At 40.5% G+C, this 23,956-nt stretch carries 21 protein-coding genes and 1 tRNA gene; 18 read left to right on the top strand and 4 right to left on the bottom strand.

Annotated features, from left to right (window positions below):
- Window positions 1-23 precede the first annotated feature (23 nt).
- Window positions 24-2,810 carry a two-component sensor histidine kinase BarA gene (gene barA / locus QMA00_RS00640; RefSeq protein ID WP_175610028.1) on the bottom strand — a complete coding sequence of 929 codons (2,787 nt, stop codon included), beginning with the start codon at window positions 2,808-2,810 and terminating at the stop codon, window positions 24-26.
- 111 nt (window positions 2,811-2,921) lie between these two features.
- On the opposite strand from barA, the gene rlmD reads away from it, so the two are divergent.
- From rlmD to eno, 5 genes are all read left to right on the top strand, one after another.
- Entirely contained in the window at window positions 2,922-4,247 is a 1,326-nt protein-coding gene (gene rlmD / locus QMA00_RS00635; protein ID WP_076920648.1) for a 23S rRNA (uracil(1939)-C(5))-methyltransferase RlmD, read from the top strand.
- 8 nt (window positions 4,248-4,255) lie between these two features.
- A complete protein-coding gene (gene relA / locus QMA00_RS00630; RefSeq protein ID WP_076920647.1) occupies window positions 4,256-6,412 on the top strand; it encodes a GTP diphosphokinase in 2,157 nt (718 codons plus the stop codon).
- Window positions 6,393-7,214 (top strand): nucleoside triphosphate pyrophosphohydrolase, encoded by an 822-nt coding sequence (gene mazG / locus QMA00_RS00625; RefSeq protein ID WP_076920646.1) that lies wholly within the window; start codon window positions 6,393-6,395, stop codon window positions 7,212-7,214. Before relA ends, mazG begins: the two co-directional genes overlap by 20 nt.
- Before the next feature lie 161 nt (window positions 7,215-7,375).
- A complete protein-coding gene (locus QMA00_RS00620; RefSeq protein ID WP_076920645.1) occupies window positions 7,376-9,010 on the top strand; it encodes a CTP synthase in 1,635 nt (544 codons plus the stop codon).
- A 101-nt stretch (window positions 9,011-9,111) separates the two neighbouring features.
- Window positions 9,112-10,410: a phosphopyruvate hydratase gene (gene eno, locus QMA00_RS00615; RefSeq protein WP_076920644.1), complete on the top strand. Its 1,299-nt coding sequence runs from the start codon at window positions 9,112-9,114 to the stop codon at window positions 10,408-10,410.
- A 118-nt stretch (window positions 10,411-10,528) separates the two neighbouring features.
- On the opposite strand, the gene mutH is transcribed toward eno, so the two are convergent.
- Window positions 10,529-11,200 (bottom strand): DNA mismatch repair endonuclease MutH, encoded by a 672-nt coding sequence (gene mutH, locus QMA00_RS00610; protein ID WP_033102795.1) that lies wholly within the window; start codon window positions 11,198-11,200, stop codon window positions 10,529-10,531.
- A gap of 528 nt (window positions 11,201-11,728) precedes the next feature.
- Here mutH and rppH point away from each other — a divergent pair.
- From rppH to QMA00_RS00545, 13 genes are all read left to right on the top strand, one after another.
- The gene (gene rppH, locus QMA00_RS00605) at window positions 11,729-12,247 is read left to right on the top strand and encodes an RNA pyrophosphohydrolase (protein WP_008111786.1); all 519 of its coding nucleotides are present in this window, start codon (window positions 11,729-11,731) and stop codon (window positions 12,245-12,247) included.
- A gap of 23 nt (window positions 12,248-12,270) precedes the next feature.
- Window positions 12,271-14,535 carry a phosphoenolpyruvate--protein phosphotransferase gene (ptsP, locus tag QMA00_RS00600; protein WP_076920643.1) on the top strand — a complete coding sequence of 755 codons (2,265 nt, stop codon included), beginning with the start codon at window positions 12,271-12,273 and terminating at the stop codon, window positions 14,533-14,535.
- A gap of 65 nt (window positions 14,536-14,600) precedes the next feature.
- Window positions 14,601-15,410 carry a sulfite exporter TauE/SafE family protein gene (locus QMA00_RS00595; protein ID WP_069440014.1) on the top strand — a complete coding sequence of 270 codons (810 nt, stop codon included), beginning with the start codon at window positions 14,601-14,603 and terminating at the stop codon, window positions 15,408-15,410.
- Between the two features lie 12 nt (window positions 15,411-15,422).
- Complete coding sequence (gene lgt / locus QMA00_RS00590) at window positions 15,423-16,226, top strand: prolipoprotein diacylglyceryl transferase (RefSeq protein ID WP_076920642.1); 804 nt, start codon at window positions 15,423-15,425, stop codon at window positions 16,224-16,226.
- Between the two features lie 13 nt (window positions 16,227-16,239).
- Window positions 16,240-17,091: a thymidylate synthase gene (locus tag QMA00_RS00585; protein ID WP_010387816.1), complete on the top strand. Its 852-nt coding sequence runs from the start codon at window positions 16,240-16,242 to the stop codon at window positions 17,089-17,091.
- Window positions 17,092-17,108: 17 nt separating this feature from the next.
- Window positions 17,109-17,987 carry a UTP--glucose-1-phosphate uridylyltransferase GalU gene (gene galU, locus QMA00_RS00580; protein WP_076920641.1) on the top strand — a complete coding sequence of 293 codons (879 nt, stop codon included), beginning with the start codon at window positions 17,109-17,111 and terminating at the stop codon, window positions 17,985-17,987.
- Between the two features lie 276 nt (window positions 17,988-18,263).
- A complete protein-coding gene (locus QMA00_RS00575) occupies window positions 18,264-19,115 on the top strand; it encodes an SPOR domain-containing protein (protein WP_175610025.1) in 852 nt (283 codons plus the stop codon).
- Window positions 19,116-19,181: 66 nt separating this feature from the next.
- Window positions 19,182-19,487, top strand: a complete 306-nt coding sequence (locus QMA00_RS00570; RefSeq protein ID WP_249928742.1) for a hypothetical protein — start codon at window positions 19,182-19,184, stop codon at window positions 19,485-19,487.
- Window positions 19,430-19,693: an SPOR domain-containing protein gene (locus tag QMA00_RS00565; protein WP_076920639.1), complete on the top strand. Its 264-nt coding sequence runs from the start codon at window positions 19,430-19,432 to the stop codon at window positions 19,691-19,693. Before QMA00_RS00570 ends, QMA00_RS00565 begins: the two co-directional genes overlap by 58 nt.
- Window positions 19,694-19,760: 67 nt before the next feature.
- On the top strand, window positions 19,761-20,354 hold the full coding sequence (locus tag QMA00_RS00560) for a FlgO family outer membrane protein (RefSeq protein ID WP_076920753.1): 594 nt from the start codon (window positions 19,761-19,763) through the stop codon (window positions 20,352-20,354).
- A gap of 12 nt (window positions 20,355-20,366) precedes the next feature.
- A complete protein-coding gene (locus QMA00_RS00555) occupies window positions 20,367-21,044 on the top strand; it encodes a FlgO family outer membrane protein (protein ID WP_076920638.1) in 678 nt (225 codons plus the stop codon).
- A gap of 8 nt (window positions 21,045-21,052) precedes the next feature.
- Window positions 21,053-21,724: a FlgO family outer membrane protein gene (locus tag QMA00_RS00550; RefSeq protein ID WP_076920637.1), complete on the top strand. Its 672-nt coding sequence runs from the start codon at window positions 21,053-21,055 to the stop codon at window positions 21,722-21,724.
- An 81-nt stretch (window positions 21,725-21,805) separates the two neighbouring features.
- Window positions 21,806-21,880: transfer RNA gene (locus QMA00_RS00545), tRNA-Arg, on the top strand.
- Between the two features lie 343 nt (window positions 21,881-22,223).
- On the opposite strand, the gene QMA00_RS00540 is transcribed toward QMA00_RS00545, so the two are convergent.
- Together QMA00_RS00540 and QMA00_RS00535 are read right to left on the bottom strand one after the other, a co-directional pair.
- Complete coding sequence (locus tag QMA00_RS00540) at window positions 22,224-22,628, bottom strand: DUF1801 domain-containing protein (protein ID WP_054201741.1); 405 nt, start codon at window positions 22,626-22,628, stop codon at window positions 22,224-22,226.
- A gap of 290 nt (window positions 22,629-22,918) precedes the next feature.
- The gene (locus tag QMA00_RS00535) at window positions 22,919-23,851 is read right to left on the bottom strand and encodes an exopolyphosphatase (protein WP_076920636.1); all 933 of its coding nucleotides are present in this window, start codon (window positions 23,849-23,851) and stop codon (window positions 22,919-22,921) included.
- Between the last annotated feature and the right edge of the window lie 105 nt (window positions 23,852-23,956).

Raw genomic sequence — 23,956 nt, 5'->3', positions numbered from 1 at the left:
TTTGTATATCCCTATAAGTTATATTAATGCTCGTCTTTTTTATTAGTGATATCAATGTTGGCATCAACAAGTAAGTTTTCAAGCTCGTCTTGCAACTCAAATAACTCGGGCTCAATATTCTCAAGCGTACATTCATTTTTAAGTGATGTTTCGATCGTTTCAGCCAATGTTTTTAATTTTGGTACACCTGTATAGCAGCATGCGCCATGAAATTTATGGATAACGCTAAGTACTTGAGGGCAATCTTCGCTGGTTATTGCTTGATTTAGTAAGTTCAGGGTTTCGGGCACGCTTAGCAGTAACATATTAAGCATTTCATTGGCTAATTCTGCTTTACCGCCTGCACGTTGCAATGCCAGCGTCCAGTCAAGGCGAGTGCTATCAAAAGGAGCAGGGCTATGTTCAAATGTGCTTTTTGACTTATCACGACTCACTGGTAATTGCGGGCTATGATCGCAAATAACCTGGTTTAGCATATCTTCATCGATAGGCTTAGTTAAATAACCTTCAAAACCATCTTTTAATAACTGTTCTTTTTCACTATTAAGTGCATGCGCCGTCACGGCAATAATAGGCGTATCTTCATTCAAAGATGACTCTTTAATGAGTTTACAGGCTGTAATACCATCCATTATAGGCATTTGAATATCCATAAAAATCACATCATATTTATGGCTTTTGCTTAAACTATACGCTTGTGACCCATTATGTGCGGTATCAATTAATTCAACTTGCTCGTTGAGTAGGGTGTAAATTAATTTTAAATTAGCGTCATTATCATCCACCACTAACACTTTTAGTGGCAGCAGGGTTTGTTCATGCTGTTCTATATTATGTGCCGGGTGGTCAAGTCGATAAGGCGCAGCTAATAGTTCACATAGCTTTCGGTGGTTAAGAGGTTTACTCAAACAGGCGTCAGCGCCGCTGCCGATGAAGGCTTCGCGCATGTTGTGCGATACGGTATTGAGCATTAAATATAAATAATCGGTTGATTCTCTAACCGCTTTTACATAGCTTTTTAAACGCTGCATATCGTCAACTGATGCCATGTGACCAATAAGACAAATATCAAAATTGATCTCTGAATTTTTTATGCACTCTAAAAATTCGGTTTCGTTATAGCAAGGAGTGACACTGACTTTCCACTCTTGTAATAATGAGGCAACAGCATGATGGGTATGCTTATGCGGCTCTAAATAAAGAACACGTTTACCAATTAATGACTGGGTAGGCAAATCGTTGATAAGTACATGATTTGGTAATCTAAATACGCCATTAAAGGTAAAACAAGTACCGCTACCAGGGGCTGAATTTAAGGTAATACGGCCGCTCATTGCTTCAACGATATGTTTAGTAATAATAAGCCCTAAGCCGGTACCGCCAAATTTGCGGGTAATACTGGAGTCGGCTTGACCAAAGGCGGTGAATAGCGCGTCTTGTTTATCTGCTGGAATACCTACCCCAGTATCTGCGACTGACACTAAGACAGAGGTGCGCTCTTCATCAAGCAAACGATGGCTAATATCAACTTTTATCGCGCCTTTTTCAGTAAATTTAATTGCGTTACTTAACAAGTTAATCAGCACTTGCTTAAACCGTGTGGGGTCGCCAGTTAAATGATCGGGCACCTGAGGATTAATATAAATAGAAAGCTCAAGTTGTTTGTCGTGTGCGCTAGGTGCCAGTAAGGTCATTACTTCGTTTACGCTATCGCGCAGTTGAAACTGAATAGACTCAAGCTCCATGGCTCCTGCTTCTAACTTGGAGAAATCTAATATGTCACTAATAATAGTCATTAAGCTGTTAGCCGAAAGCTCTATGGTATCAAGGTAATCTTTTTGGTTTTTATTCAGAGGCGTTTTATAAAGCTGACGGGTAAATCCAATAACCCCGTTAAGTGGGGTGCGTAACTCATGACTCATTTTAGCTAAGAAGTCAGATTTAACACGGTTAGCATCCTGCGCTTCTTTTTTAGCCATGGTGAGCTGGATATTTTGTGTTTCGTATTGTTCAAGCGTTTCGCGGTAATCGCTGGTTGCCTGATCAATATTTTTTTGCATTTCATCTTTTTGCATCACCATAGAATGCGAGATGGTATTGAGCCCCTCACGTAATAACTCAAACTCGCCATTCATGGGTTCAGTTAATCCGGTTTGTCTTTTACCTTCAATCAACCTGTCGGTAGCAAGTACTAACTTATTAAGTGGGGTCATAAACATCCGACTAAGTCTTAGCGCTAAAATAGCGGCTAATACTAAGGCGAGAATAATAATAATACCGCTGACCAATAATGCACGTTGTTGGCCAATAACAGCTTTATCGCGGTTAAGCTGAATAACAACGGTGCCCAACGAGGTTTGGAACTCAGAAGTATTCCAGTCGCTATTGGGGGTTGTATGGTTAATGATAGGGGTGAAAAAGGTTACTAAGTCTTCACTTTGCTGAACATAGGTGGCTTTAAAGCCATTTAATTGCGTCTGCTCAATTAAAGTGTCGAATGAGCGATGATAATTACTGGTTATAATAAGTTGGTTGTTATCATTAAAGATGGCAATCGATTTAATCGAAGGAGAGTGTTTGTTGTGTGTATAGCGAATTATGCGATTAAGCAGTTTTTTACTTTTTTCCAGTAAAGGTTGTTCAAGTGCAATAGCCAGAGGTTCAGCAATCGTTGTGCCTTGTTGATATAAAATTTCATCAAGCTCAATGTAACGATTTATTGTAAAATAACCACCTAGTAATAGCCCGATGATCACTGTGGGGATCAGGGTGAGTGTTAAAACAGAATCGCGCAAGCCTAGTTTGGTCATAATCTGAGCATTATTATCATTTTTATTGAATGTGAGTATATACATACTCATAGTTATTCTCAAAGTATCTAGGTAGAGACGTGATTCATCAACCTTTTAAGGTAATGCCTAATGGCACAAATATTTAAAGCAAAGAAAAAACCACTTCAACAGCAATCACTTGAACTTGATATAAGGGCAATGGATCACCACGGACGTGGTATTGCTAAGTACAATAATAAAGTGTGTTTTGTCAGTGGGGCATTACCTGGTGAGCGAGTAAAAGCCAAGTTAATTGATGATAAAGCACGTTACAGCCAAGCTGACACGCTTAAAATACTCAAAGCCAGTGAATATCGCACCACACCCATTTGTGAACACTACAGCCAATGTGGTGGTTGTCAGTTGCAGCATTTAGATGCCACACAACAAGTCGTTGAAAAGCAAGCGGCGGTAAATCAATTATTTGCCAAGTTTGCAAAATTAACTGATTTGAACTGGCAAGCTCCACTGCTAAGCCAAGCAACGCATTACCGACGTAGTGCCCGCATTGCCGTAATGTTCGACAAAGCAGCAAAAAAAATGCGGGTAGGCTATAGAGCACGTGGCTCTAAAAGTATTGTTAGCATTAATCAGTGCCCAGTATTAAGTGACGTATTTGCAGAGGTATTTAACGTATTTGATAACATAATTAATCATAATAAGGCGCTGCACAGTATAAGTCATTTGCAGTTATGCGCTGCAGATGAACAACACTTTATTGTTATTCGTCATACAAAAGCCATTTCGCCCACAGATAAAGCGTTTGTTGAGCAAAGTGTCTCGGCGCATCATTGGCAATTAGTGTGGCAAAGTGATAGCGATACCATTGATCATGCCCATTTAGCGATGCCATTTTATAAGCTTGATCAGTTAGATATAAAATTTGAATTTGGACTAAATAACTTTATTCAGGTCAATGCGAGTGTAAATCAGGCAATGTTAATTCAAGCGGCGAGTTGGTTAGCATTACAAGGTGATGAAAATGTACTGGATTTATTTTGTGGTATTGGTAATTTCTCTCTAGTGTTAGCAAAGCAGGCTAAAACAGTAACAGGAATTGAAGGCGTTACTTCGGCGGTTGCATTAGCGACGCAAAATGCGCACACTAACTCTATTACAAATACCCAATTTCATTGCTTTGATTTAACCACGAGTATTAAAAAAGCGCCGTGGTTTAATAAAGAGTTAGATATTTTAGTACTCGACCCCTCTCGCACTGGTGCTATGGCAGTTTTAGAGCAGCTTCCATTAACGCAGTTTAAAGCGATTTTATATGTCTCTTGCGACCCTGTTACTTTAGCCCGTGACAGCGCTATTATTTCGCAAGCCGGCTTTGAACTTAATAAAATAGGGCTAATGAATATGTTCCCTCATACAGGGCATATCGAAACTATGGCGTTATTTCAACGGAGGTAAAGCGCATTATGGTAGCGACACGTCAATCTCATCAACATGACAAAGCGGGTGATTTTTTTTCACGCGTAGAATCTCTTGATTTGTCTCAGGAAAAAATTAGCTTACTCAATAAAGCGCAGCAACTTTGCCAAACTTGTGATAACAGCGAACGCGAAAATACCGCCATAGAGATGGTGGAGATTTTGGTTGAGCTAAATTTAGATGCTGACTCGTTAGCCACCGCCTATTTAACCCCTTATTATTTAAATGATGTAGTGAGTATTGACGCTGTCGAAGAGCATTTAGGCAATCATGTTGCGGTGTTATTAACGGGTGTGTCGCAAATGGCCACCATAAGTACGTTAGCTCATCAAGGCAATGGCACCGTGCAGGTCGATAATATTCGCCGTATGTTGCTTGCTATGGTGGAAGATGTGCGTGCCGTGGTGATTAAATTAGCCGAACAGGTGTGCCATTTACGCAACGTAAAAGACGCGGCTGAAGAAGAACGAGTTATTGCAGCCAAAGAGACTGCGGATATATTTGCACCGCTTGCTAATCGCCTTGGTATTGGCCAATTAAAGTGGGAGCTAGAGGATTTAGCCTTTCGCTATTTACACCCAGATATTTATAAAAATATAGCTAAACAACTTGATGATAAGCGCCTTGCCCGTGAAGCGTATATGGCTGATATGGTTGAGCAAGTAAAACAGCGCCTACATGAAGCGGGTATTAAAGCCGAGGTATACGGCAGGCCAAAACATATCTACAGCATTTATAAAAAAATGGCGAAAAAGAACTACGAGTTTGATCAGCTGTTTGACATACGCGCGATGCGAATTGTGGTTGAGCGCCTGCAAGACTGCTACGGTGCCCTAGGTATTGTGCACACTAATTGGCGCCATTTAAATAAAGAATTTGACGATTACGTTGCAACCCCAAAACAAAACGGCTATCAGTCTATTCATACCGTAGTATTTGGCCCCGAAGGTAAAACTGTTGAGATTCAGATACGAACCCACGACATGCATCAAGATGCAGAGCTGGGTGTTGCCGCACATTGGATGTACAAAGAAGGTGCGTTACCAGGGCGTGGTTCAGGCTATGAGCAAAAAATTAGCTGGTTGCGTAAGTTACTGCAATGGCAAGAAGAAGTGGTTGATGGCAGCGATTTAGCGCAAGAGCTTAAAAACCAAGTGGTTGAAGACCGCGTCTATGTGTTTACTCCACGTGGAGATATTTTTGACTTACCGCTAGGGGCAACGCCTCTTGATTTTGCTTACTACATTCACTCCAATGTAGGGCATCGGTGTATTGGTGCAAAAATATTTGGCAAAATAGTGCCGTTTACTCATCAATTAAGTACCGGCGATCAGGTTGAAATACTGACCCAAAAGCAGCCAAATCCAAGTCGTGATTGGCTAAATCCGTCATTAGGTTACATTAAGTCTTCTCGCGCTAGAGCCAAAATCCACCATTGGTTTAAACAGCTCGACCGCGATAAAAATTTAAGCGCGGGTAAAGAAATCCTTGATAACGAATTACAAAAGTTAGAGTTAACTTACAAAGATTTAGACCCAGCGATAAAGCGCTTTAACTTTAGAGAGCTTGATGACTTAATGGTCGCCATTGGTGCAGGCGATATTCGCCTTAACCAAATGCTCAACTTTATTACCGATAGAACGGAGCACGAGCCGGTTATTCGCTTTAAATCGCCCAGTAAAGTGACTGGCGATAAAAACGGTATTGTGGTTGATGGAGTAGGCAGTTTAATGAGCCATGTTGCTCGCTGTTGCCGCCCTGTACCTGGGGATGAAATTATTGGGTATATTACCCAAGGCCGTGGCATTGCCGTGCATCGTGAGGATTGTGACTCGTTTAGTAATTTAAAAAACAAGCACCCAGAGCGCGTTATTTCAGTAAGTTGGTCAGATGATATTAGCAGCTCCTACGCGTTAACTATTCGTATTGAAGCCAGCGATCGGTCTGGTTTAATTCGTGATATTAGTTCTGCTTTGGCGAATGAAAAAGTCAATGTGCTCAATATGAATGTCAACACGGTTGATAGCACTCAAACGGCTATTTTTGTGATGCAAATAGAAGTGCATGACTTACAAGGCACAAATAAAGTGCTTTCTAAGTTACACCAGATAGAAGGGGTGCACAGTGCAAAACGAGGGCAGTAATCAGGCTAATAATGAGGCTATAAGCCAACTGCTGGAAATAATGCAAACACTGAGAAACCCTGAGGGCGGATGCCCTTGGGATCTCAAGCAAACGTTTGCGTCAATCGTGCCGTATACTCTTGAAGAAGCCTATGAAGTGGCTGATTGTATTGAAACGAATAATTTAAGCGATTTAAAAAATGAGTTAGGCGACTTACTATTTCAAATTGTGTTTTATGCGCAACTAGCACAAGAGCAGCAATTATTTAATTTTAACGATGTAGTGGCACAGTTAAATGAAAAGTTGGTGCGTCGTCATCCGCATGTATTTTCAGCGCAAGACACACCTAAAACCGATGCCGAATTAGCTGCGCAGTGGCAAGCAATAAAAGCACAAGAGCGTGCGGCTAAACCCCAAGGTCAAAGCTCAGTACTTTGGCAGGATATACCAAACAGTTTACCTAGCTTAACAAAAGCTAAAAAAATTCAGCAACGGGTCGCTGCGTTAGGGTTTGATTGGCCGACTTATCACGGTGCTATTGATAAAGTGAGTGAAGAGGTTGAAGAAGTGAAAGAAGCCTTAGCTCATGACCCATACTCAGATCATACAGCAGAAGAGCTAGGTGATTTGCTGTTTGCTACTGTTAATGTAGCGCGCCATGTTAAACGCGACCCCGAACAACTGCTTCGCAGTGCAAACGATAAGTTTTCTGCACGATTTGAAAAGGTGCAAAACTACTTAATTGCACAGGGTAAATGTATTGATTCTGCGTCTTTAGAGGAAATGGGTGCAGCATGGGATGCGATAAAAAAAATTAAATAAATAGGGACATAAAAAATGTCTGTTTTTTGTGCACAGATTTGCCATTTTTAGCTGGATTGCTTAGCTATGTTTTGGTACAATTTCGCCCCGTCTTGTTTATATTCCAAAATCACTTGTTTGGGTATTATATTCCTTTTAATTCCTGATATTCTAGGGTTCGCATGAGTACAAAATTTATCTTCGTTACTGGCGGAGTTGTTTCTTCGTTGGGTAAAGGTATTGCAGCAGCATCGTTGGCCGCTATTTTAGAGGCCCGTGGCTTAGATGTTACCATTTTAAAGCTGGATCCTTACATCAACGTTGACCCAGGCACAATGAGCCCAATTCAACACGGTGAAGTATACGTTACCGAAGACGGCGCAGAGACCGACCTTGATTTAGGTCACTACGAACGTTTTATTCGCACCAAAATGACCAGCCGTAATAACTTTACGCAAGGGCGCGTATATGAAGATGTACTACGTCGTGAAAGACGTGGCGAATATCTTGGCGCAACAATTCAAGTTATTCCTCATATCACTAATGATATTAAGCAACGTGTTTATGATGGCGCAGAAGGCCATGATATAGCAATCGTTGAAATTGGTGGTACGGTAGGCGATATTGAGTCACAACCATTTATCGAAGCTATTCGTCAAATGGGCACAGAGATTGGTCGTGAACGTGCGCTATTTATTCACTTAACGCTAGTGCCATTCTTAGGCCCTGCCGGTGAAGTGAAAACAAAACCAACTCAGCACTCAGTTAAAGAGTTACGCTCAGTCGGTATTCAACCAGATATTCTTATTTGTCGCTCAGACCGTAAGCTGCCAAATAACGAGCGTGCAAAAATTGCATTATTCACAAACGTTGAAGAAAAAGCCGTTATCTCACTGCCTGATGTAGACAGTATTTATAAAATCCCTGCGTTATTAAAGTCGCAAGAGTTAGACAACTTTGTATGTCGTCGTTTCCATTTAGATGCACCTGAAGCTGATTTAGCTGAGTGGGAACAAGTATTGTATCAAGAGTCTAACCCAACGGGTGAAGTGACGATTGGTATGGTTGGTAAATACATTGAATTACCGGATGCATACAAATCAGTAAACGAAGCTTTAAAACATGCAGGATTAAAAAATCGTTTAACTATTAATATTCAATACGTTGATTCACAAGACTTAGAAACTAAAGGAACCGATATTCTTTCTCGTTTAGATGCTATTTTAGTGCCAGGTGGTTTTGGTGGTCGTGGTGTTGAAGGTAAGATTTTAGCGGCTAAATATGCCCGTGAAAACAAAGTGCCTTACTTAGGCATTTGTTTAGGTATGCAGGTAGCGCTAATTGAATACGCACGAAATGTTGCCGGTTTAACTGATGCAAACTCAACGGAATTTAATGCAAATTCAGAGGCTCCAGTGGTTGGTTTAATTACCGAGTGGCTAGACGCTGAGGGTAACGTAGAAGTACGTGATGAAAAGTCTGATTTAGGTGGCACAATGCGTTTAGGCGCACAAAAATGCCATTTAACGCCTGGCTCTAAAGTACACGAAGTGTATGGCAGCGACGAAATTGTTGAACGTCACCGTCACCGTTACGAAGTTAATAACAACTTCGTTGCACAGCTTGAACAAGCAGGTTTAAGCTTTACTGGTTTATCTGAAGATAAAAAGCTAGTAGAGATTATTGAAAATAAAGATCACCCTTGGTTTATTGCAGCGCAATTCCACCCGGAATTCACTTCAACACCACGCGATGGTCATCCGCTATTTGAAGGGTTTGTAGCTGCGGCTCATACCTACCAAAAAGCGCCTTCATAATTTAAAAAAGGCTGTGCATATTGCGCGGCCTTTTTTGTTTCTAAGGCTAGCCAAACTCAGGTTAGCCGCACTCACCATTTTGGGAATATAGAGGAATCAAGATGTCAGAAATCGTAAAAGTAATCGGTCGTGAAATTATGGACTCGCGTGGTAACCCAACTGTTGAAGCTGAGGTATATTTAGCTGATGGTTCATGGGGCCGTGCTGCTGCACCTTCAGGTGCATCTACAGGAACTCGCGAAGCATTAGAATTACGTGATGGTGATAAAGCGCGTTACTTAGGTAAAGGCGTATTAAAAGCGGTTGGCTTCATTAATAATGAAATTGCAGAAGCGCTAAAAGGTCAAAACGCACTTGCTCAAAGTGATGTAGACCAAGTAATGCTTGATTTAGATGGTACTGAAAACAAAGAAAAACTAGGTGCTAATGCTATTTTAGCAGTATCACTCGCTACCGCCAAAGCCGCCGCGCAATTTAAAAAAGTAGAGCTATACGAGCACATTGCTGACTTAAATGGCACGCCAGGTGTTTACTCTATGCCACTACCAATGATGAACATCATCAACGGCGGTGAGCACGCTGATAACTCAGTGGATATTCAAGAATTCATGATCCAACCTGTTGGTGCTGCTAATTTCCGTGAAGCATTGCGTATGGGTGCTGAAATATTTCACAGCCTTGCAAAAGTGCTTAAAGCGGATGGTCATTCAACAGCTGTAGGTGACGAAGGCGGTTTCGCACCAAACCTTGCATCAAACGAAGCAGCACTTGCAGCAATTAAAGTGGCTGTTGCAAATGCCGGTTATGAGCTTGGTAAAGATATTACCCTTGCACTTGATTGTGCTGCCTCTGAGTTTTATGACAAAGAAGCAAATATCTACGACCTTAAAGGTGAAGGTAAAAAGTTTACCTCTGAAGAGTTTAACTACTTCTTAAAAGACTTAACTGAGCAATACCCAATTGTATCAATTGAAGATGGCTTAGATGAGTCTGATTGGGATGGCTTTGCACACCAAACTAAGCTAATGGGCGATAAAGTTCAATTAGTGGGTGATGACTTATTCGTAACCAATACTAAGATTTTAAAACGTGGTATCGACAATGGTATTGCTAACTCAATCTTAATTAAATTTAACCAAATTGGTTCACTAACAGAAACGTTAGCGGCAATCAAAATGGCGAAAGATGCTGGTTTTACAGTGGTTATTTCTCATCGCTCTGGTGAAACTGAAGATGCAACCATTGCTGATTTAGCGGTTGGTACAGCTGCAGGCCAGATCAAAACAGGTTCATTAAGCCGTTCAGATCGTGTTGCTAAGTACAACCAATTGCTTCGTATTGAAGAGCAATTAGGCGCTAAAGCACCGTACAATGGTTTAAAAGAAGTTAAAGGTCAGTAATTCTTTAATTTGTTTAAAATTATAAAAATCCTCGCTTATGCGGGGATTTTTTATGCGTGTTATAAAGTAATGGGAAGGGCTGTCCATAGTGAAGCTACAGTAGAGAACCTAAGACTTATTACAACTGAAACTGCTGTTTTAATATCTCTTTTGTAAAACTGGTTTTTAAATAAAAGCCACGCGGCAGTGTTTGTATAATTTGTCCGTTGGGGCCTATGGCATCGGTAACTACTTTGCTATTAGCGGCTTTTGGCCGTATTTGCATGGCGTCGCCTAAATGCCCTGATATTTCATCTACCCGACCAAGCGCTATAAGCTCCATTTGCTCTTCCCAGTCTCGCTGTAATTGCGCATCTTGCGCGGGGGAGGGTTGCCACAAAAAGCCACTGCCTATGGTTCTATCAAACGGGGCGATATTGCGCTCACTTAAAATAGGTAACCATAAAACATGATTCAACTTTTTACGTACGCTACTTGTGTGCCACGTCATGCCAGTTACATTCATTAGCGGGGTAACCGACACAAAGGTGGTTTCTAGCGGTTTACCTTTATATGAAATAGGCAATGTTTTAAGCTCTATGCCTAAATCCTCAAAGTCGGGGAGCGGTTTTGACCCAGCACTTGCGCCTAATACATACTCAATCAGTTGACCTGTCCAGCCTTTTTCACGCAATAAATCATCTGGCGTTTTAAAGTGGTACTGCTGTGCTAGTTGTCCAAGTGTGAGCCCTGCAATATTATTGACACGTTGCATTAGTTGATTAATTGAATGAGGCTTTAAAGGTTGCATACTGTTAATTTAGTTGAATAAATACCAACGCCATGATAGCAAATTAGCTTGATAGTGGATATCTTTAGTGGTTGGTTGATTTTTATACGTGCCGTGGTTGGTGCAATTTTATGCACTGCTTTAAAACGCTAAAATTAACTAAGTAACTGAACTACATTGTTTTTTTTGTTTTTGGTGTTCAGTTTTAATTAAGGTCTATAATTGTTGTAAGGATAAATACAGATGTATAAACATGTTTATCCACAGATTCTGTGGAGAACATCACTTTTTTGATCTTGTATTGTGGATTTGTTTGGTAAATGAGCGTGTTTTACAAAAGTTATGCACAAGCTGTGAGTAACCAGCACAAACAGTGTGGTTTTTATGTATTTACGTATGGCAGTGTAGTTTGTTATTCACATGCAATGGATTTCGCCATTAATTTGCTTTAAGTGAAGGTGTTAACGAGGCTTGCACGTAATAGTATTTGCCGTATTGCAGCTAATGTGGAACAATCATAAAAAATCGACTTACAAATGAGGCACTAAGGTGATTGATGCCGAAGGTTTTCGTGCCAATGTCGGAATTGTAATTTGCAATAATCAGGGGCAAGTGTTTTGGGCCAGACGCTATGGTCAACATTCTTGGCAATTTCCCCAAGGTGGTGTTGATGATGGTGAAACACCAGAACAAACTATGTACCGTGAATTACACGAAGAAGTAGGTTTGCGACCAGAAGATGTAGAAATAGTTGCAAGCTCAAAACATTGGTTACGCTATAAATTACCCAAACGATTAATCCGCCGAGATTCAAGTCCGGTGTGTATTGGGCAAAAACAAAAATGGTTTTTACTAAAACTGCGCTGTAAAGATGAAGATGTTAACTTACTGAAAACCCATCATCCGGAATTTGATGATTGGCGATGGGTAAGTTATTGGTACCCGGTTAGACAGGTTGTGTCGTTTAAACGGGACGTTTATCGACGTGTTATGAAAGAGTTTGCTCCCTTTGCTATGCCCTTTAATAAGCGAGAGCAACAAAAAGATCACTGGCGAAATAAAAGGTAGTTTTACATAAAAAGGAGCAGTGTATGCTGGCAACACTCAGAGCGATAGCTGAGTCTGTTTCGCAACAAGCGAATTTAGACGACGCGTTAGTGTGCTTTGTGAAAATGGTAAAAGATGCCATGAATACCCAGTGCTGCTCCATTTATTTTGCAGATTACAGCCAAGATAATTTTGTACTGATGGCTACCGAAGGGTTAAACCCTGATGCGGTGGGCAAATTTAGAATTGGCTTTACCGAGGGTTTAGTTGGGCTTGTTGCTCAGCGTGAAGAAGCAATTAACATTGCCTTTGCCAAGTCGCATCCTCGTTTTAAACTCTCCCCAGAAGTTAACGAAGAAGGCTATAACGCCTTTTTGTCTGTGCCTGTTGTTCATCAAAAAAAAGTGTTAGGTGTTATTGTTGTTCAACAGAAAATGGCGCGGGTATTTTCTCAAGATGAGGAGTCTTTTTTAATTACGCTTTCTGCGCAGTTAGCTTCACAGCTTGCGCATGCCGAAATAAAAGAAGTATTGCGCCAAGATGAGTCGTCTCATCAAACATCGGTTTTAAAAGGGGTGTCTAGTGCGCCAGGCATTAGTATTGGTAAAGCCTTTGTTGTTATTCCTAAACTTAATTTTAAGTCCATAGAGCTTACTAAAAATAGTGATGTGAATGAACAACGCCGTTTATTCACCCAAGCAGTTGCTGCTACGCGCAAAGAATTTAGCACCTTATCGATGACGTTAAGTGACAGCATACCGCAAGAGGCGCTGGCTGTATTTGATGTATATCAGCAATTACTAGATGCTAAAAGTTTAGGTCATAATGTAGAGACACAATTACAAGAAGGGTGGTGTGCAAAAAGTGCATTAAAAATTGTGATTGAACGTTTAGTTGCACAGTTTAATGAAATGCAAGACCCTTACATTAAAGAGCGTGCGGTTGATGTTAAAGACATTGGCTTACGAGTGCTGCATCACTTAGTGAATACCGAACACGCAATAAAAGACTACCCTGAAAACACCATTTTAATAGCGCACACACTAACGCCAGCTATGTTAGCAGAGGTGCCCAATGAGCGTTTAGCGGGGGTTGTGAGTATTAATGGTTCTGCCAATAGCCATGCCTCTATTTTAACCCGTGCTATGGGCGTGCCTGCGATTTGGGGTATTGAAGATTTACCGCTATTGCAGTTTGATAGTAAAGAAATGATTTTAGATGCTTTTGCTGGGCGTTTATATATTTCGCCTTCGCAAATGCTTATTGATGAGTATACCGAGTTACAACATCAAGATAACTTACTCAACAATCGTTTTTTAGAAGAGCAATCACTGCCTGCAATTACCTTGGATGGGGAGCATATTAGTTTATTGCTCAACGCTGGGCTTGAACTTAATACGCAACAAAATAGTGCCCATATTTGTGATGGTGTTGGTCTTTACAGAACCGAAGCGTGGTTTATGCAAAAAGGGCAGTTTCCATCGCAACAAGAACAAGAAAAATGGTATCGCGAAGTACTCAGTAGCTATTACCCTAACCCCGTAGTTATGCGAACGTTAGATATTGGTGGCGACAAAGTTTTAGATTATTTTAATATTACCGAAGAAAACCCGTTTTTAGGATGGCGTGGTATTAGAATTAGCCTAGATCATCCTGAGCTTTTTTTAGATCAGCTCAAAGCCATGCTCAAAGCGAATATTGGCTTAGGTAATTTAAAAATAATGCTTCCTATGATCAGTGGCACTGATGAAGTTGAAGAGTCGCTGGCACTGTATAACCAAGCCTATTATGAGTTAAGCGAAACATTTCCTGAGCAACTAATAGAAAAGCCAGATATTGGCATTATGCTTGAGGTACCTTCAAGTGTATTTATGCTGCCAGAGTGGTCTAGAAAAGTCGATTTTTGCTCAGTGGGTAGTAACGATTTAACTCAGTATTTATTAGCGGTAGATAGAGCAAATGCCCGTGTGGCCGATTTATTCAATCCTTATCATCCAGCTGTGTTACGTGTATTAAATAATATTGCCAGCGAATGTGAGCACTATGAATTGCCCTTTAGTTTATGTGGTGAGCTTGGCGGCGATCCCGAGGGAGCAATATTACTCATTGCCATGGGCTATAGACGTTTAAGTATGAACTTATCGTCGTTAAATAAAGTGAAATGGGTGCTTAGGCGCTTAAATGTTAGTGACATGGAACAATTACTGAGCGAGTGTTTAGCACAGCCCAATGCTAAACAAGTGTTGCGTTTAACCCGTAATTTTATGATAGAGCATCAGCTAGGTAATTTATTTTATACACCTAAATGATAGAGCTGTTATTGTTTATATAATCAATTAAAATATACATATTCTTAAATGTATTAGAGATAACTATGTATGAACTAGGACTTCTAGTTGCAAGTTGTGCGTTATTAGGTTGCATTGTTGGTTTTTTAGCAGGACTTCTAGGCATAGGCGGTGGTTTAATCATTGTGCCGGTGCTAACGAGCTTGTTACTGGGTTTTAATGTGGCCGCTGCCGATCATGTATTAGTTATCGCTATTGCGACATCTTTAGCCTCTATTTTATTTACCTCGACTTCTTCAGCGTTAGCTCATCATAAAAATGATAATGTGCCTTGGAAAATTGCCCCTTGGGTAATGTCGGGTGTGGCCATTGGCGCCTTGATTAGCGGCTTTGCTGCCAGCTTTATCCCTGAGAAAATGTTACGAACCGTGTTCGCAGTGAGTGTGGTTTTTATTGCTATGAGAATGGTGCTTTCTGCCCGTAATAAAGTGAGCGTAGGTCACCCGATGCCTGCAGGCCCCGTGCTAGGAAGTATTAGTGCGATAATGGGGGCACTATCTGGGTTGATTGGGATTGGCGGTGGCGCATTACTTGTGCCTATGCTGCACTATTTTTCGGTTGATATTAAAAAGGCAATTGGTTGCGCTGCTGCATGTGGTATTGTAATTGCCTTTTTTGGCTCTATTGGTTATATCAGCGCCGGTTGGCGAGTAACTGACTTAGCGCATGGTTTTATGGGATTTGTTTATTTACCTGCATTGTTAGGGATTGTTGTTACCTCATGGTTTATAGCGCCAATAGGCGCCAAAGCAACGCATTACTTACCTGTGAATACAATTAAGAAAGTTTTCGCGATGTTACTTGTTATCATCGCTATTAAAATGGTTTTTAGCTAAAGGTTTATTTTTATGGCACTGGAGTTTCCTCAAATTGATCCAATAATATTTTCTATTGGACCACTTAGCGTTCGTTGGTATGGGTTAATGTACTTAATTGGTTTTGCGTTTGCGATGTGGTTTGCTAATCGTCAAGCTAATAAGTCCGGTTCAGGTTGGACTAAAGACGAGGTCAGCGATTTACTCTTTTACGGCATGCTGGGCGTTATATTAGGTGGGCGTATTGGTTATGTTCTGTTTTATCAATTTAGCTATTTTATCGAAAACCCCTTATATTTGTTTAGAATAGACCAAGGAGGCATGTCGTTTCATGGTGGAACACTGGGGGTGATCACTGCAATTGCTATTTTTGCTTACAAGCGTAAAAAATCGTTATTACAAGTCGGTGATTTTGTAGCACCTTTAGTGCCTGTTGGTTTACTGGCTGGGCGTATAGGTAACTTTATTAATGGCGAATTATGGGGGCGTACCACTGATGTTCCGTGGGCAATGGTGTTTCCAACGGGAGGCCCGCTTGCACGCCACCCTTCACAACTTTACGAAGCTTTTTTTGAAGGGCTTGTATTGTTTGTCATATTATTGTGGTTTATTAAGCGTCCACGTCCTGCGGGAAGTGTGTCGGGTTTGTTTTTACTGGGTTACGGCGTATTTAGATTTTGTATTGAATATTTTCGCCAACCAGATGCGCAATTGGGGCTATTTGCCGACTTCATTTCTATGGGGCAAATTCTATCGTTACCTATGATCATTGGCGGGTTAGGCTTACTTATTTGGGCCTATAAACAACCACAATCAAAAACAGCGGCAAAAGTTTAAAAGAAGAAGTTAGATGAAACAATATTTAGAATTATGTCAGCGCATTGTTGACCAAGGACAATGGGTTGAAAATAAACGCACCGGTACACGTTGTTTAACGGTTATAAACGCTGATTTAGAATACGATGTGGCTAATAATCAGTTCCCAATGATCACCACGCGAAAAAGCTATTACAAAGCGGCTATTGCTGAATTATTAGGTTATTTAAGAGGCTATGACAGTGCTGAACAGTTTCGTAGTATTGGCTGTAAAACCTGGGATGCTAACGCCAATGAAAATAGTGCCTGGCTCAATAATCCTAACCGTAAAGGTGAGGATGATATGGGGCGCGTTTATGGCGTGCAAGGACGAGGCTGGCAACGCCCTGATGGTTCAACACTGGATCAACTGGCAAAGGTCATCAATAATTTAAAAAATGGCATTGATGATCGCGGCGAAATTATTACCTTTTACAACCCAGGTGAGTTTGAGCTTGGCTGCTTGCGCCCATGCATGCATACACATACCTTTTCATTACTAGGCGATACCCTGTATTTAACCTCGTACCAACGAAGTTGTGATGTACCGCTAGGTCTAAACTTTAATCAAATTCAATGTTTTGTTTTATTGGCACTGGTTGCACAAATTACTGGCCACAAAGCAGGTAAGGCATATCATAAAATCACCAATGCCCACATTTACGAAAATCAGCTAGATTTAATGCGAGATGTGCAATTAAAGCGCGAGCCATTTGCTTCTCCTCAATTAAAAATTAATCCAGAGATTAAGTCACTCGAAGATATAGAAACATGGGTAACACGTGATGATTTTGAGGTGGTTGGCTATCAATGCCATGAAGCGATTCAGTACCCATTTTCAGTTTAAAAAATAAGGAGAGCATAATGAAAGCAGTGATCCCCGTAGCCGGCCTTGGAACACGTATGTTACCGGCCACTAAAGCAATTCCAAAAGAAATGCTGCCCGTTGTAGACCGTCCACTCATTCAATACGTTGTTAGCGAAGCGGTTGCCGCTGGCATCAAAGAGATAGTGTTAGTAACCCATTCGAGTAAAAACTCGATTGAAAATCATTTTGATACCAGCTTTGAACTAGAGGCAACATTAGAGAAACGTGTAAAGCGGCAATTACTTGCCGAAATACAGTCTATTTGCCCTAACGACGTGACGATTATTCATGTACGTCAAGGTGAAGCAAAAGGCCTAGGCCATGCTATTAACTGTGCCGCCCCTATTATTGGCAATGAACCTTTTGTGGTTATTTTACCCGACGTTATTATCGATGAAGTGGAAAGTGATTTAACAAAAGACAACTTAGCTGAAATGATTACTCGCTTTGAGCAAACTAAACACAGTCAAATTATGGTTGAACCAGTTCCTAAAGATGACGTAGATAAATTTGGTGTCGTGGATTTAGGTGATGTTGAGTTAAACCAAGGTGAAAGCTCACCCATTAAGAGTATGGTAGAAAAGCCACCCGTTGACGAGGCACCTTCAAACCTTGCTGTGGTTGGTCGTTACGTGTTGAGTAAAAATATTTGGCCATTACTGGCTAAAACCCCTCAAGGTGCTGGTGATGAAATTCAGCTAACAGATGCAATAGCCATGCTTATGCAAGATGAAAAAGTAGATGCCTACGCAATGAAAGGCCGAAGCCATGATTGTGGCAGTAAAATTGGTTATTTAAAAGCAACCATTGAATTTGCTCTTCGTCGTGATGAATTCGCCGGTGAGCTTAAAACGTTTATTAAAACGTTAATTTAAATAAACTTATCATTATTAGAAGCGCCTATATGGCGCTTTTTTTGATTGTAAAATAGTTTTTTTAGTATTTTAAATTATCACTATTTTTGCAGTTATACAGACATATTTAACATTGTATTGTAATCTTTATGTTAACCCAAGTTGTTTTGTTGTTAACGTGCTTTATTGATTCAATTGAAAATTGACTTAATTGAGCGGTCTAAACTATTGAAAGAGAAACAATCAATGTGTGAATACAGCATAAAGTATCACCGATATCTGGTTATAGCGTTACTCATGTTAATTGGGAGTGGCTGTACTGTATCGCCAGATAAAACTACGTTAAATGAAGAAGTTAAAGATTCCCCTGAATATGTAACTATCACCGCACTTGAGCTAGCACAGCTAAAAGATGCAGCCTTGCAATGGCAACAAGCACGTTCTGGTATAGAGCGACTATTAAAGTTAGAACGTGAGCTCACATATTTAGTTGATCACCTAGATATTATTAACAGTAAAGCAATAGCGCAATCTAATCAGGCTATTAGCAATCGTTATGCTCGCTCAGTAATAAACACAAAAGCGCCGCCAAATCTTAGATATGGTAATAATTACGCAAGCACTTCAGATAAAGTTGAACGACCAAGGCAAAGGTATAGTAATCGCTACGCAAAATCCTCTAAAGGGGACGCTCCATACAATCAGCGACACAGTAGTCGCTATGCTAGCGTGTCTACAAAAATGATTACAGCCCCTTCAAAAAGCTACAGTAAGCACGCTGTTAGTTTGCCTGTGAAAGCAACGAACTCAATTGTAAAGAAAAAAGTATTCCCTCAAACATCGAAGCTAACAAAAGTGGCAATGGTTGATACCAACAAAAAAGTATTTGCATTGCAGGTTGCGTCACTCGATTCAGAAGAAAGTGTTGTTAAAGAGTGGAAGCACATTAACAAAAAAGCAGCGCCTTTGTTTAAGGATAAAATCACGACAAACATTGAAAAAACCAAGGTCAATAACAAAACCTATTATCGATTAAAGTTAGGTGAATACTATAACTTTAAAAGTGCTGAGGATGATTGTGAGGTATTTAAATTCTATAAAGTTGATTGTTTTGTGAGTAACTACACTGACAAACCAATTAGATTATAAATTATTAATTTGGCGCTTTTATTGCATAATAGCTAGAGCTAGTTTTTTTGCAATAGGTGCTTTAAAGTGAAACTTCGTTTAATAATATTACTAATACCATTTGCATTAGCTGGTTGTAGCAACCAGCTAATGCCCGCCGACTCACAAAGCGACAAGCTTGTGCGTGAAAAAGATATAAAACCTTACTTAGAGCAATGGGATAACAACAAAGAGCAAATAGCGCGTTTAAGCACCATGGAAGAGGACTTATCATTACTGATTCAAGCTCTTTCTGCACAAACAGATATTGATGCCATACCTGAGCCGTTGAAGCGCTGTTTGCCCTCCAAGTTGCAGCCGTTACCGACAAAGACCGACTTAGCCAAAGTTTAAATCAAATAAAAGCCAGCGCATCTTCGTTATTTGAGGGGGAGTTTGTGGCGAATGTAGAAACTATCAACGTGAGTAGCATGACTTACTACCGTTTAAAGCTTGGAGCTTATCAAAATCAAGCCAATGCCGCTGCTGATTGCGATAGACTTAAACAGCGCCAAATCAACTGCATTGTGAGCCATTACACCCAACAGCCATTAAAATAAATATGTATCTAGGGTATTAGGCATAATAATTGCTTTATAACTATTATGTTTTTAGAGGATGGCAACTATGCGCCTTTTGTTACCCTTACTATTATTAAATTTAGCGGGCTGTAGCTTAACACCCCAGCCAAAGCCAAGTATAAGCACTGATGCGCCTAAAGCGGTCATGGCACCCTATACGGTGAGCCAGTATGTAAATAGCTTGAGTGCTCAGCTCAGCCATATCAAAGAGCCTTTTAAAAGCACTGCTTCAATTGCGGTCAGTAGCTTTTATTTAGCAGATGCCCTTGGTTCTCACGTTGCTCAAGGGCAGGGGGCAGGGCTTAGCCAGCAGATTCAGGAAAGCTTAATAACCCAGTTCACCCAATTAGGTTATAACACGGTTGAATATCGGCTTGAAAACCAACTTAACTTATCAGCGAGTGCAGACTCAGTACTTAGCCGCAATACTAGCAATTTAAAGCAGCGTCAGATTATTGACTTTGTCATCACCGGTACTTTAACTCGCCAAGAGCATGCTTATATTGTTAATGCACGAATGGTAAATATGCAAACCAACCAAGTTGTATCTGCCAGCAGTACTGAAATTCCAATCAATGTGATGTGGAGCAATGAAAAAATACAGCAGCGCGGTGACTACATTTACCGCAGTGAATATTAATTAGGAGCACACATGAAACGCCTACTATTAACTTTATGTTTGCCACTGGGCTTTGGTTGTTCACAAATGACAAACCATAGTGACACACAAATTACCGACGATGCGCCTATGTTTTTTGAGCAACGCCCTGTAGCTGCACCAACACAAAGCGACTCGCTGTATCAAAATAAAGCCGCAGTGATGAATAAAAACAAACAAGTTAACACGCCAACACGTAAAAATATTAATCATTATGTGCGTGGCATCATGCAAGACATGGCTGAAAATTTACAGTACGTAAATACTAAAACGCCATTAGCGGTATCAAGCTTTGTTTTTTTAGACCGTGACTACAACAATGCCAACTTAGTGGGTAACCAAATAGCAGAGAGCTTTATGCATGAGCTGCATAATTTTGGTGTGCCGGTAATCGATTTTAAAACCACCGATTATATGCGTGTAACACCTGGCGGCGATTTTGTTTTTAGTCGCGACTACTTAGAGCTTAACCAAGAACAAAATTTTAGTTACGTATTAGCCGGCACGCTAGTAAACCACCAAGGTGGCATACTAGTAAACGCACGTATTGTTGGTTTAGCGAGTAAAGCGGTTGTAGGCTCTGCACAGGGTTTTATTCCGCAATCAGTGATCGACGCGTTAAATAGCAGTAACAGTGCTGATGGCATCATGCTAAAACAAGCGAGTAAGTGAGGTTTATCATGGCTAACTTAGCTAAGCGCTCAGCTTTAATTAGCATAAGTGCATTATCATTATTACTTTCAGGCTGTAATTTACTTGGTGAATCTAACATGACTGAACCCGCTGAGCCTGAGCAAAAAGTGGTAAGCAATCTTGATTTTAACCAGATCATGGCGCAAATGCAGCAAAATGACGAGCAAGAACAATACGCCGATACAACGCAGTTTAACCCAAACAAGCATCATAAAAGTTTAGTTAACTACGTAGAGCAAATGGCACTGGATTTAACCGACACCATGCAAGTTGCCCCGCAAGATGCAGCGATTGCGGTGACTTCGTTCGTTGATTTAGATGCAAGTTTAACTACAGCAAGCCAGTTAGGTAATCAGTTATCAGAAACCTTTATACACCAGCTGCAAAAATTTGGTTATAGCGCCGTTGATTTTAAAACAGCCAATTTAATTACCGTTAATGAACAAGGCGACTTTGCATTCACCCGAAACACTCGCAAGCTTGCAGGTACGAATATAGCCAACCATGTTTTATCGGGTACATTAATTTACCGTGCAGATGGGGTTGTTATTAACGCTCGCGTAATAAATATTGAAAATAAGCGCCTTGCCGCCAGCAGCCGAACATTTATACCGCTTTACGTACTAAATAAAGAAGATATATATTTATCAAGCAATTAACTTAATTTGATACTTGATATAAAAAACCAGATGCCGTTATAATTTTTGTAAGCTGTAAGCTGTAAGCTGTAAGCTTGATGTGGCCTCTTAGTTAAATGGATATAACGGCCCCCTCCTAAGGGGCAGTTGCAGGTTCGATTCCTGCAGGGGCTACCAATTAAATCAATGAGTTATGTTCTTTCTTTGTTTCTATATCAACTATATGTAGTATATTTGTAGCAATGTCAGCTTTGTGCCGTTCGGATAAAAAGTGAATTTGAAAGCTTGTTGGGTGGCGCCTTCGGCTTAACCAACCTACATTTTGGCGTAGGTCGGATAAGTGGCGGAGCCACGCCATCCGACAAAAATGATAAATTTACCAGAGACAACTGCCTTACACTGTAAGTTAAACCACTCTATACCGACTATCGGCTGAGTGCTAATTGCGGACATTAGTAACGCTAAGCTAACGGGTAGTGACCGAAAGGTGCGGGTTTAGTACCTTATATGTGATTACCTATTACGCGCCTAAAAGTGGCAAATGCTTTCGCTGCTGATAGGTTAAAGCTAGCTCTAAGCAGTTCTTGATTTCCGCCTCAGGAAACGAACTCGATAAACTTAATACGATTGCTCTATTACCTTGAAATTCGAGTGTGTCATTGTGCAGCTCTCTAAATGTATCGATTAACTTAGTTTGGCAGTTGAAGAACAAGTAGTATTGGTTTGGCGATTTCAACTTCCAATCAGTTCTAATTGGGCTGCCTGTTTTTACACTATAACTATGCTCACCCCATTTCAGTGACTCTTCGACTTCACCTAGCTCCAAATCGGATGCAAGCTTGAGGATTAAAGTTCGTAACTCCTCAAGTCGTAGCCGAACTTTTTCGGGATATTCTTCGAAGCGATTTTTGACTACCTCGTCCATTGAAAGCTCCTATTCATATAACAACTTTATCAGAGGACATTTTCCCCTATTCTAGCGCGAAAACGTCCATATCTCATGAGCTTCTATTATTATTTTAGCTTATCTGGGCGTATAAAAAAGAGGAAAGTTTTCTTCTTTCTTACTAAGTAAATGACAACTCACCTCAATGTCCGGTTATCGCTCAAAGAAGCCCTCCATTAAATTCTGCATAATAAAAAAGCGAGCTATCAATTAACCCGCTTTATAAAGTACTTTGTCGAACCCCGAACCCCGAACCCCGAAGCTATAACTCAGCCATCACTAGTAATTGTAGCAATCAGCTCGCTCAATACCTGCTCAGCTTTGTCAGTGTCTACTTGGCAAGTACCGGCATTTAAATGGCCGCCGCCCCCGTATTTAAGGCATAACTCGCCAACATTAGTATTGGAGCTGCGGTTGGTGATTGATTTACCAATGGCGTACACCACATTTTGCTTTTTAAGCCCCCACATTTTATGAATTGAGATATTACACTCGGGGAACATGGCATAAATAACAAAGCGATTAGTGGCGAATATGGTCTCTTCTTCGGTTAAATTAAGTACCACTAAGTTGTCGTGTACTGATGAGCAGCGGTCTATTTGCTCTTTAGCCTGTGTGTTATGTTCATGGTATAAAGCAACGCGCTCGGCAACATCTTCCATTGCTAGTATTTGTTCTATGCTGTGATCTTTACAGGCGTCAATTAACTTCATCATTAACTGGTAATTAGAAATTTTGAATTCACGAAAACGGCCAAGCCCTGTGCGTGCATCCATAATAAAGTTCATCAGTACCCAGTCTGTTGGGTTTAAAATTTCGTCTTTTGTAAATTGTGCCGAATCCCCTTTATCAACCGCTTCCATCATATCAGTTGAAATATTAGGGAATTTTTCAACGCCACCATAATAGTCATAAACAACGCGTGCCGCAGAGGGCGCATCTGGGTCAATAATGTGATTTTTTATATCGCTTGCGTTACGAACGGTTTCACTCAAGTGGTGATCAAATGCAATATGACAACCGGCAACATAGGGGAGGTTAGTGGTAATGTCGTTGCTGGTAATGGCTATTTTACCGTCTTGCATGTCTTTTGGATGCACAAATAAAATATCGTCGATTAAATCTAAATCTTTAAGTAATACGGCACACACTAGGCCGTCAAAATCGCTTCGAGTGACAAGTCTATATTTATTATTGCTCATTTTCGGTCCATTTTTGTTTGTTTATTAATCTGAGTGTAGCAGTTTAAACTCCATTTTATATACCAGTTTTTAACATAAAAAAAGCCAAAACAATGGTTTTGGCTT

The organism is Pseudoalteromonas sp. APC 3694 (assembly GCF_030407565.1).
Taxonomy (GTDB): Bacteria; Pseudomonadota; Gammaproteobacteria; order Enterobacterales; family Alteromonadaceae; genus Pseudoalteromonas; species Pseudoalteromonas tetraodonis.
Note: the sequence above shows the minus strand (reverse complement) of the source record. Positions and strands in the feature narration are given on the sequence as shown.

Bases quoted from the DNA above. Each gene is read 5' to 3' on its own strand.
- barA (WP_175610028.1), bottom strand. From the start codon at position 2,810: ATGACCAAACTAGGCTTGCGCGATTCTGTTTTAACACTCACCCTGATC.
- rlmD (WP_076920648.1), top strand. From the start codon at position 2,922: ATGGCACAAATATTTAAAGCAAAGAAAAAACCACTTCAACAGCAATCA.
- relA (WP_076920647.1), top strand. From the start codon at position 4,256: ATGGTAGCGACACGTCAATCTCATCAACATGACAAAGCGGGTGATTTT.
- QMA00_RS00620 (WP_076920645.1), top strand. From the start codon at position 7,376: ATGAGTACAAAATTTATCTTCGTTACTGGCGGAGTTGTTTCTTCGTTG.
- eno (WP_076920644.1), top strand. From the start codon at position 9,112: ATGTCAGAAATCGTAAAAGTAATCGGTCGTGAAATTATGGACTCGCGT.
- mutH (WP_033102795.1), bottom strand. From the start codon at position 11,200: ATGCAACCTTTAAAGCCTCATTCAATTAATCAACTAATGCAACGTGTC.
- ptsP (WP_076920643.1), top strand. From the start codon at position 12,271: ATGCTGGCAACACTCAGAGCGATAGCTGAGTCTGTTTCGCAACAAGCG.
- QMA00_RS00595 (WP_069440014.1), top strand. From the start codon at position 14,601: ATGTATGAACTAGGACTTCTAGTTGCAAGTTGTGCGTTATTAGGTTGC.
- lgt (WP_076920642.1), top strand. From the start codon at position 15,423: ATGGCACTGGAGTTTCCTCAAATTGATCCAATAATATTTTCTATTGGA.
- QMA00_RS00585 (WP_010387816.1), top strand. From the start codon at position 16,240: ATGAAACAATATTTAGAATTATGTCAGCGCATTGTTGACCAAGGACAA.
- galU (WP_076920641.1), top strand. From the start codon at position 17,109: ATGAAAGCAGTGATCCCCGTAGCCGGCCTTGGAACACGTATGTTACCG.
- QMA00_RS00575 (WP_175610025.1), top strand. From the start codon at position 18,264: ATGTTAATTGGGAGTGGCTGTACTGTATCGCCAGATAAAACTACGTTA.
- QMA00_RS00560 (WP_076920753.1), top strand. From the start codon at position 19,761: ATGCGCCTTTTGTTACCCTTACTATTATTAAATTTAGCGGGCTGTAGC.
- QMA00_RS00555 (WP_076920638.1), top strand. From the start codon at position 20,367: ATGAAACGCCTACTATTAACTTTATGTTTGCCACTGGGCTTTGGTTGT.
- QMA00_RS00550 (WP_076920637.1), top strand. From the start codon at position 21,053: ATGGCTAACTTAGCTAAGCGCTCAGCTTTAATTAGCATAAGTGCATTA.
- QMA00_RS00540 (WP_054201741.1), bottom strand. From the start codon at position 22,628: ATGGACGAGGTAGTCAAAAATCGCTTCGAAGAATATCCCGAAAAAGTT.
- QMA00_RS00535 (WP_076920636.1), bottom strand. From the start codon at position 23,851: ATGAGCAATAATAAATATAGACTTGTCACTCGAAGCGATTTTGACGGC.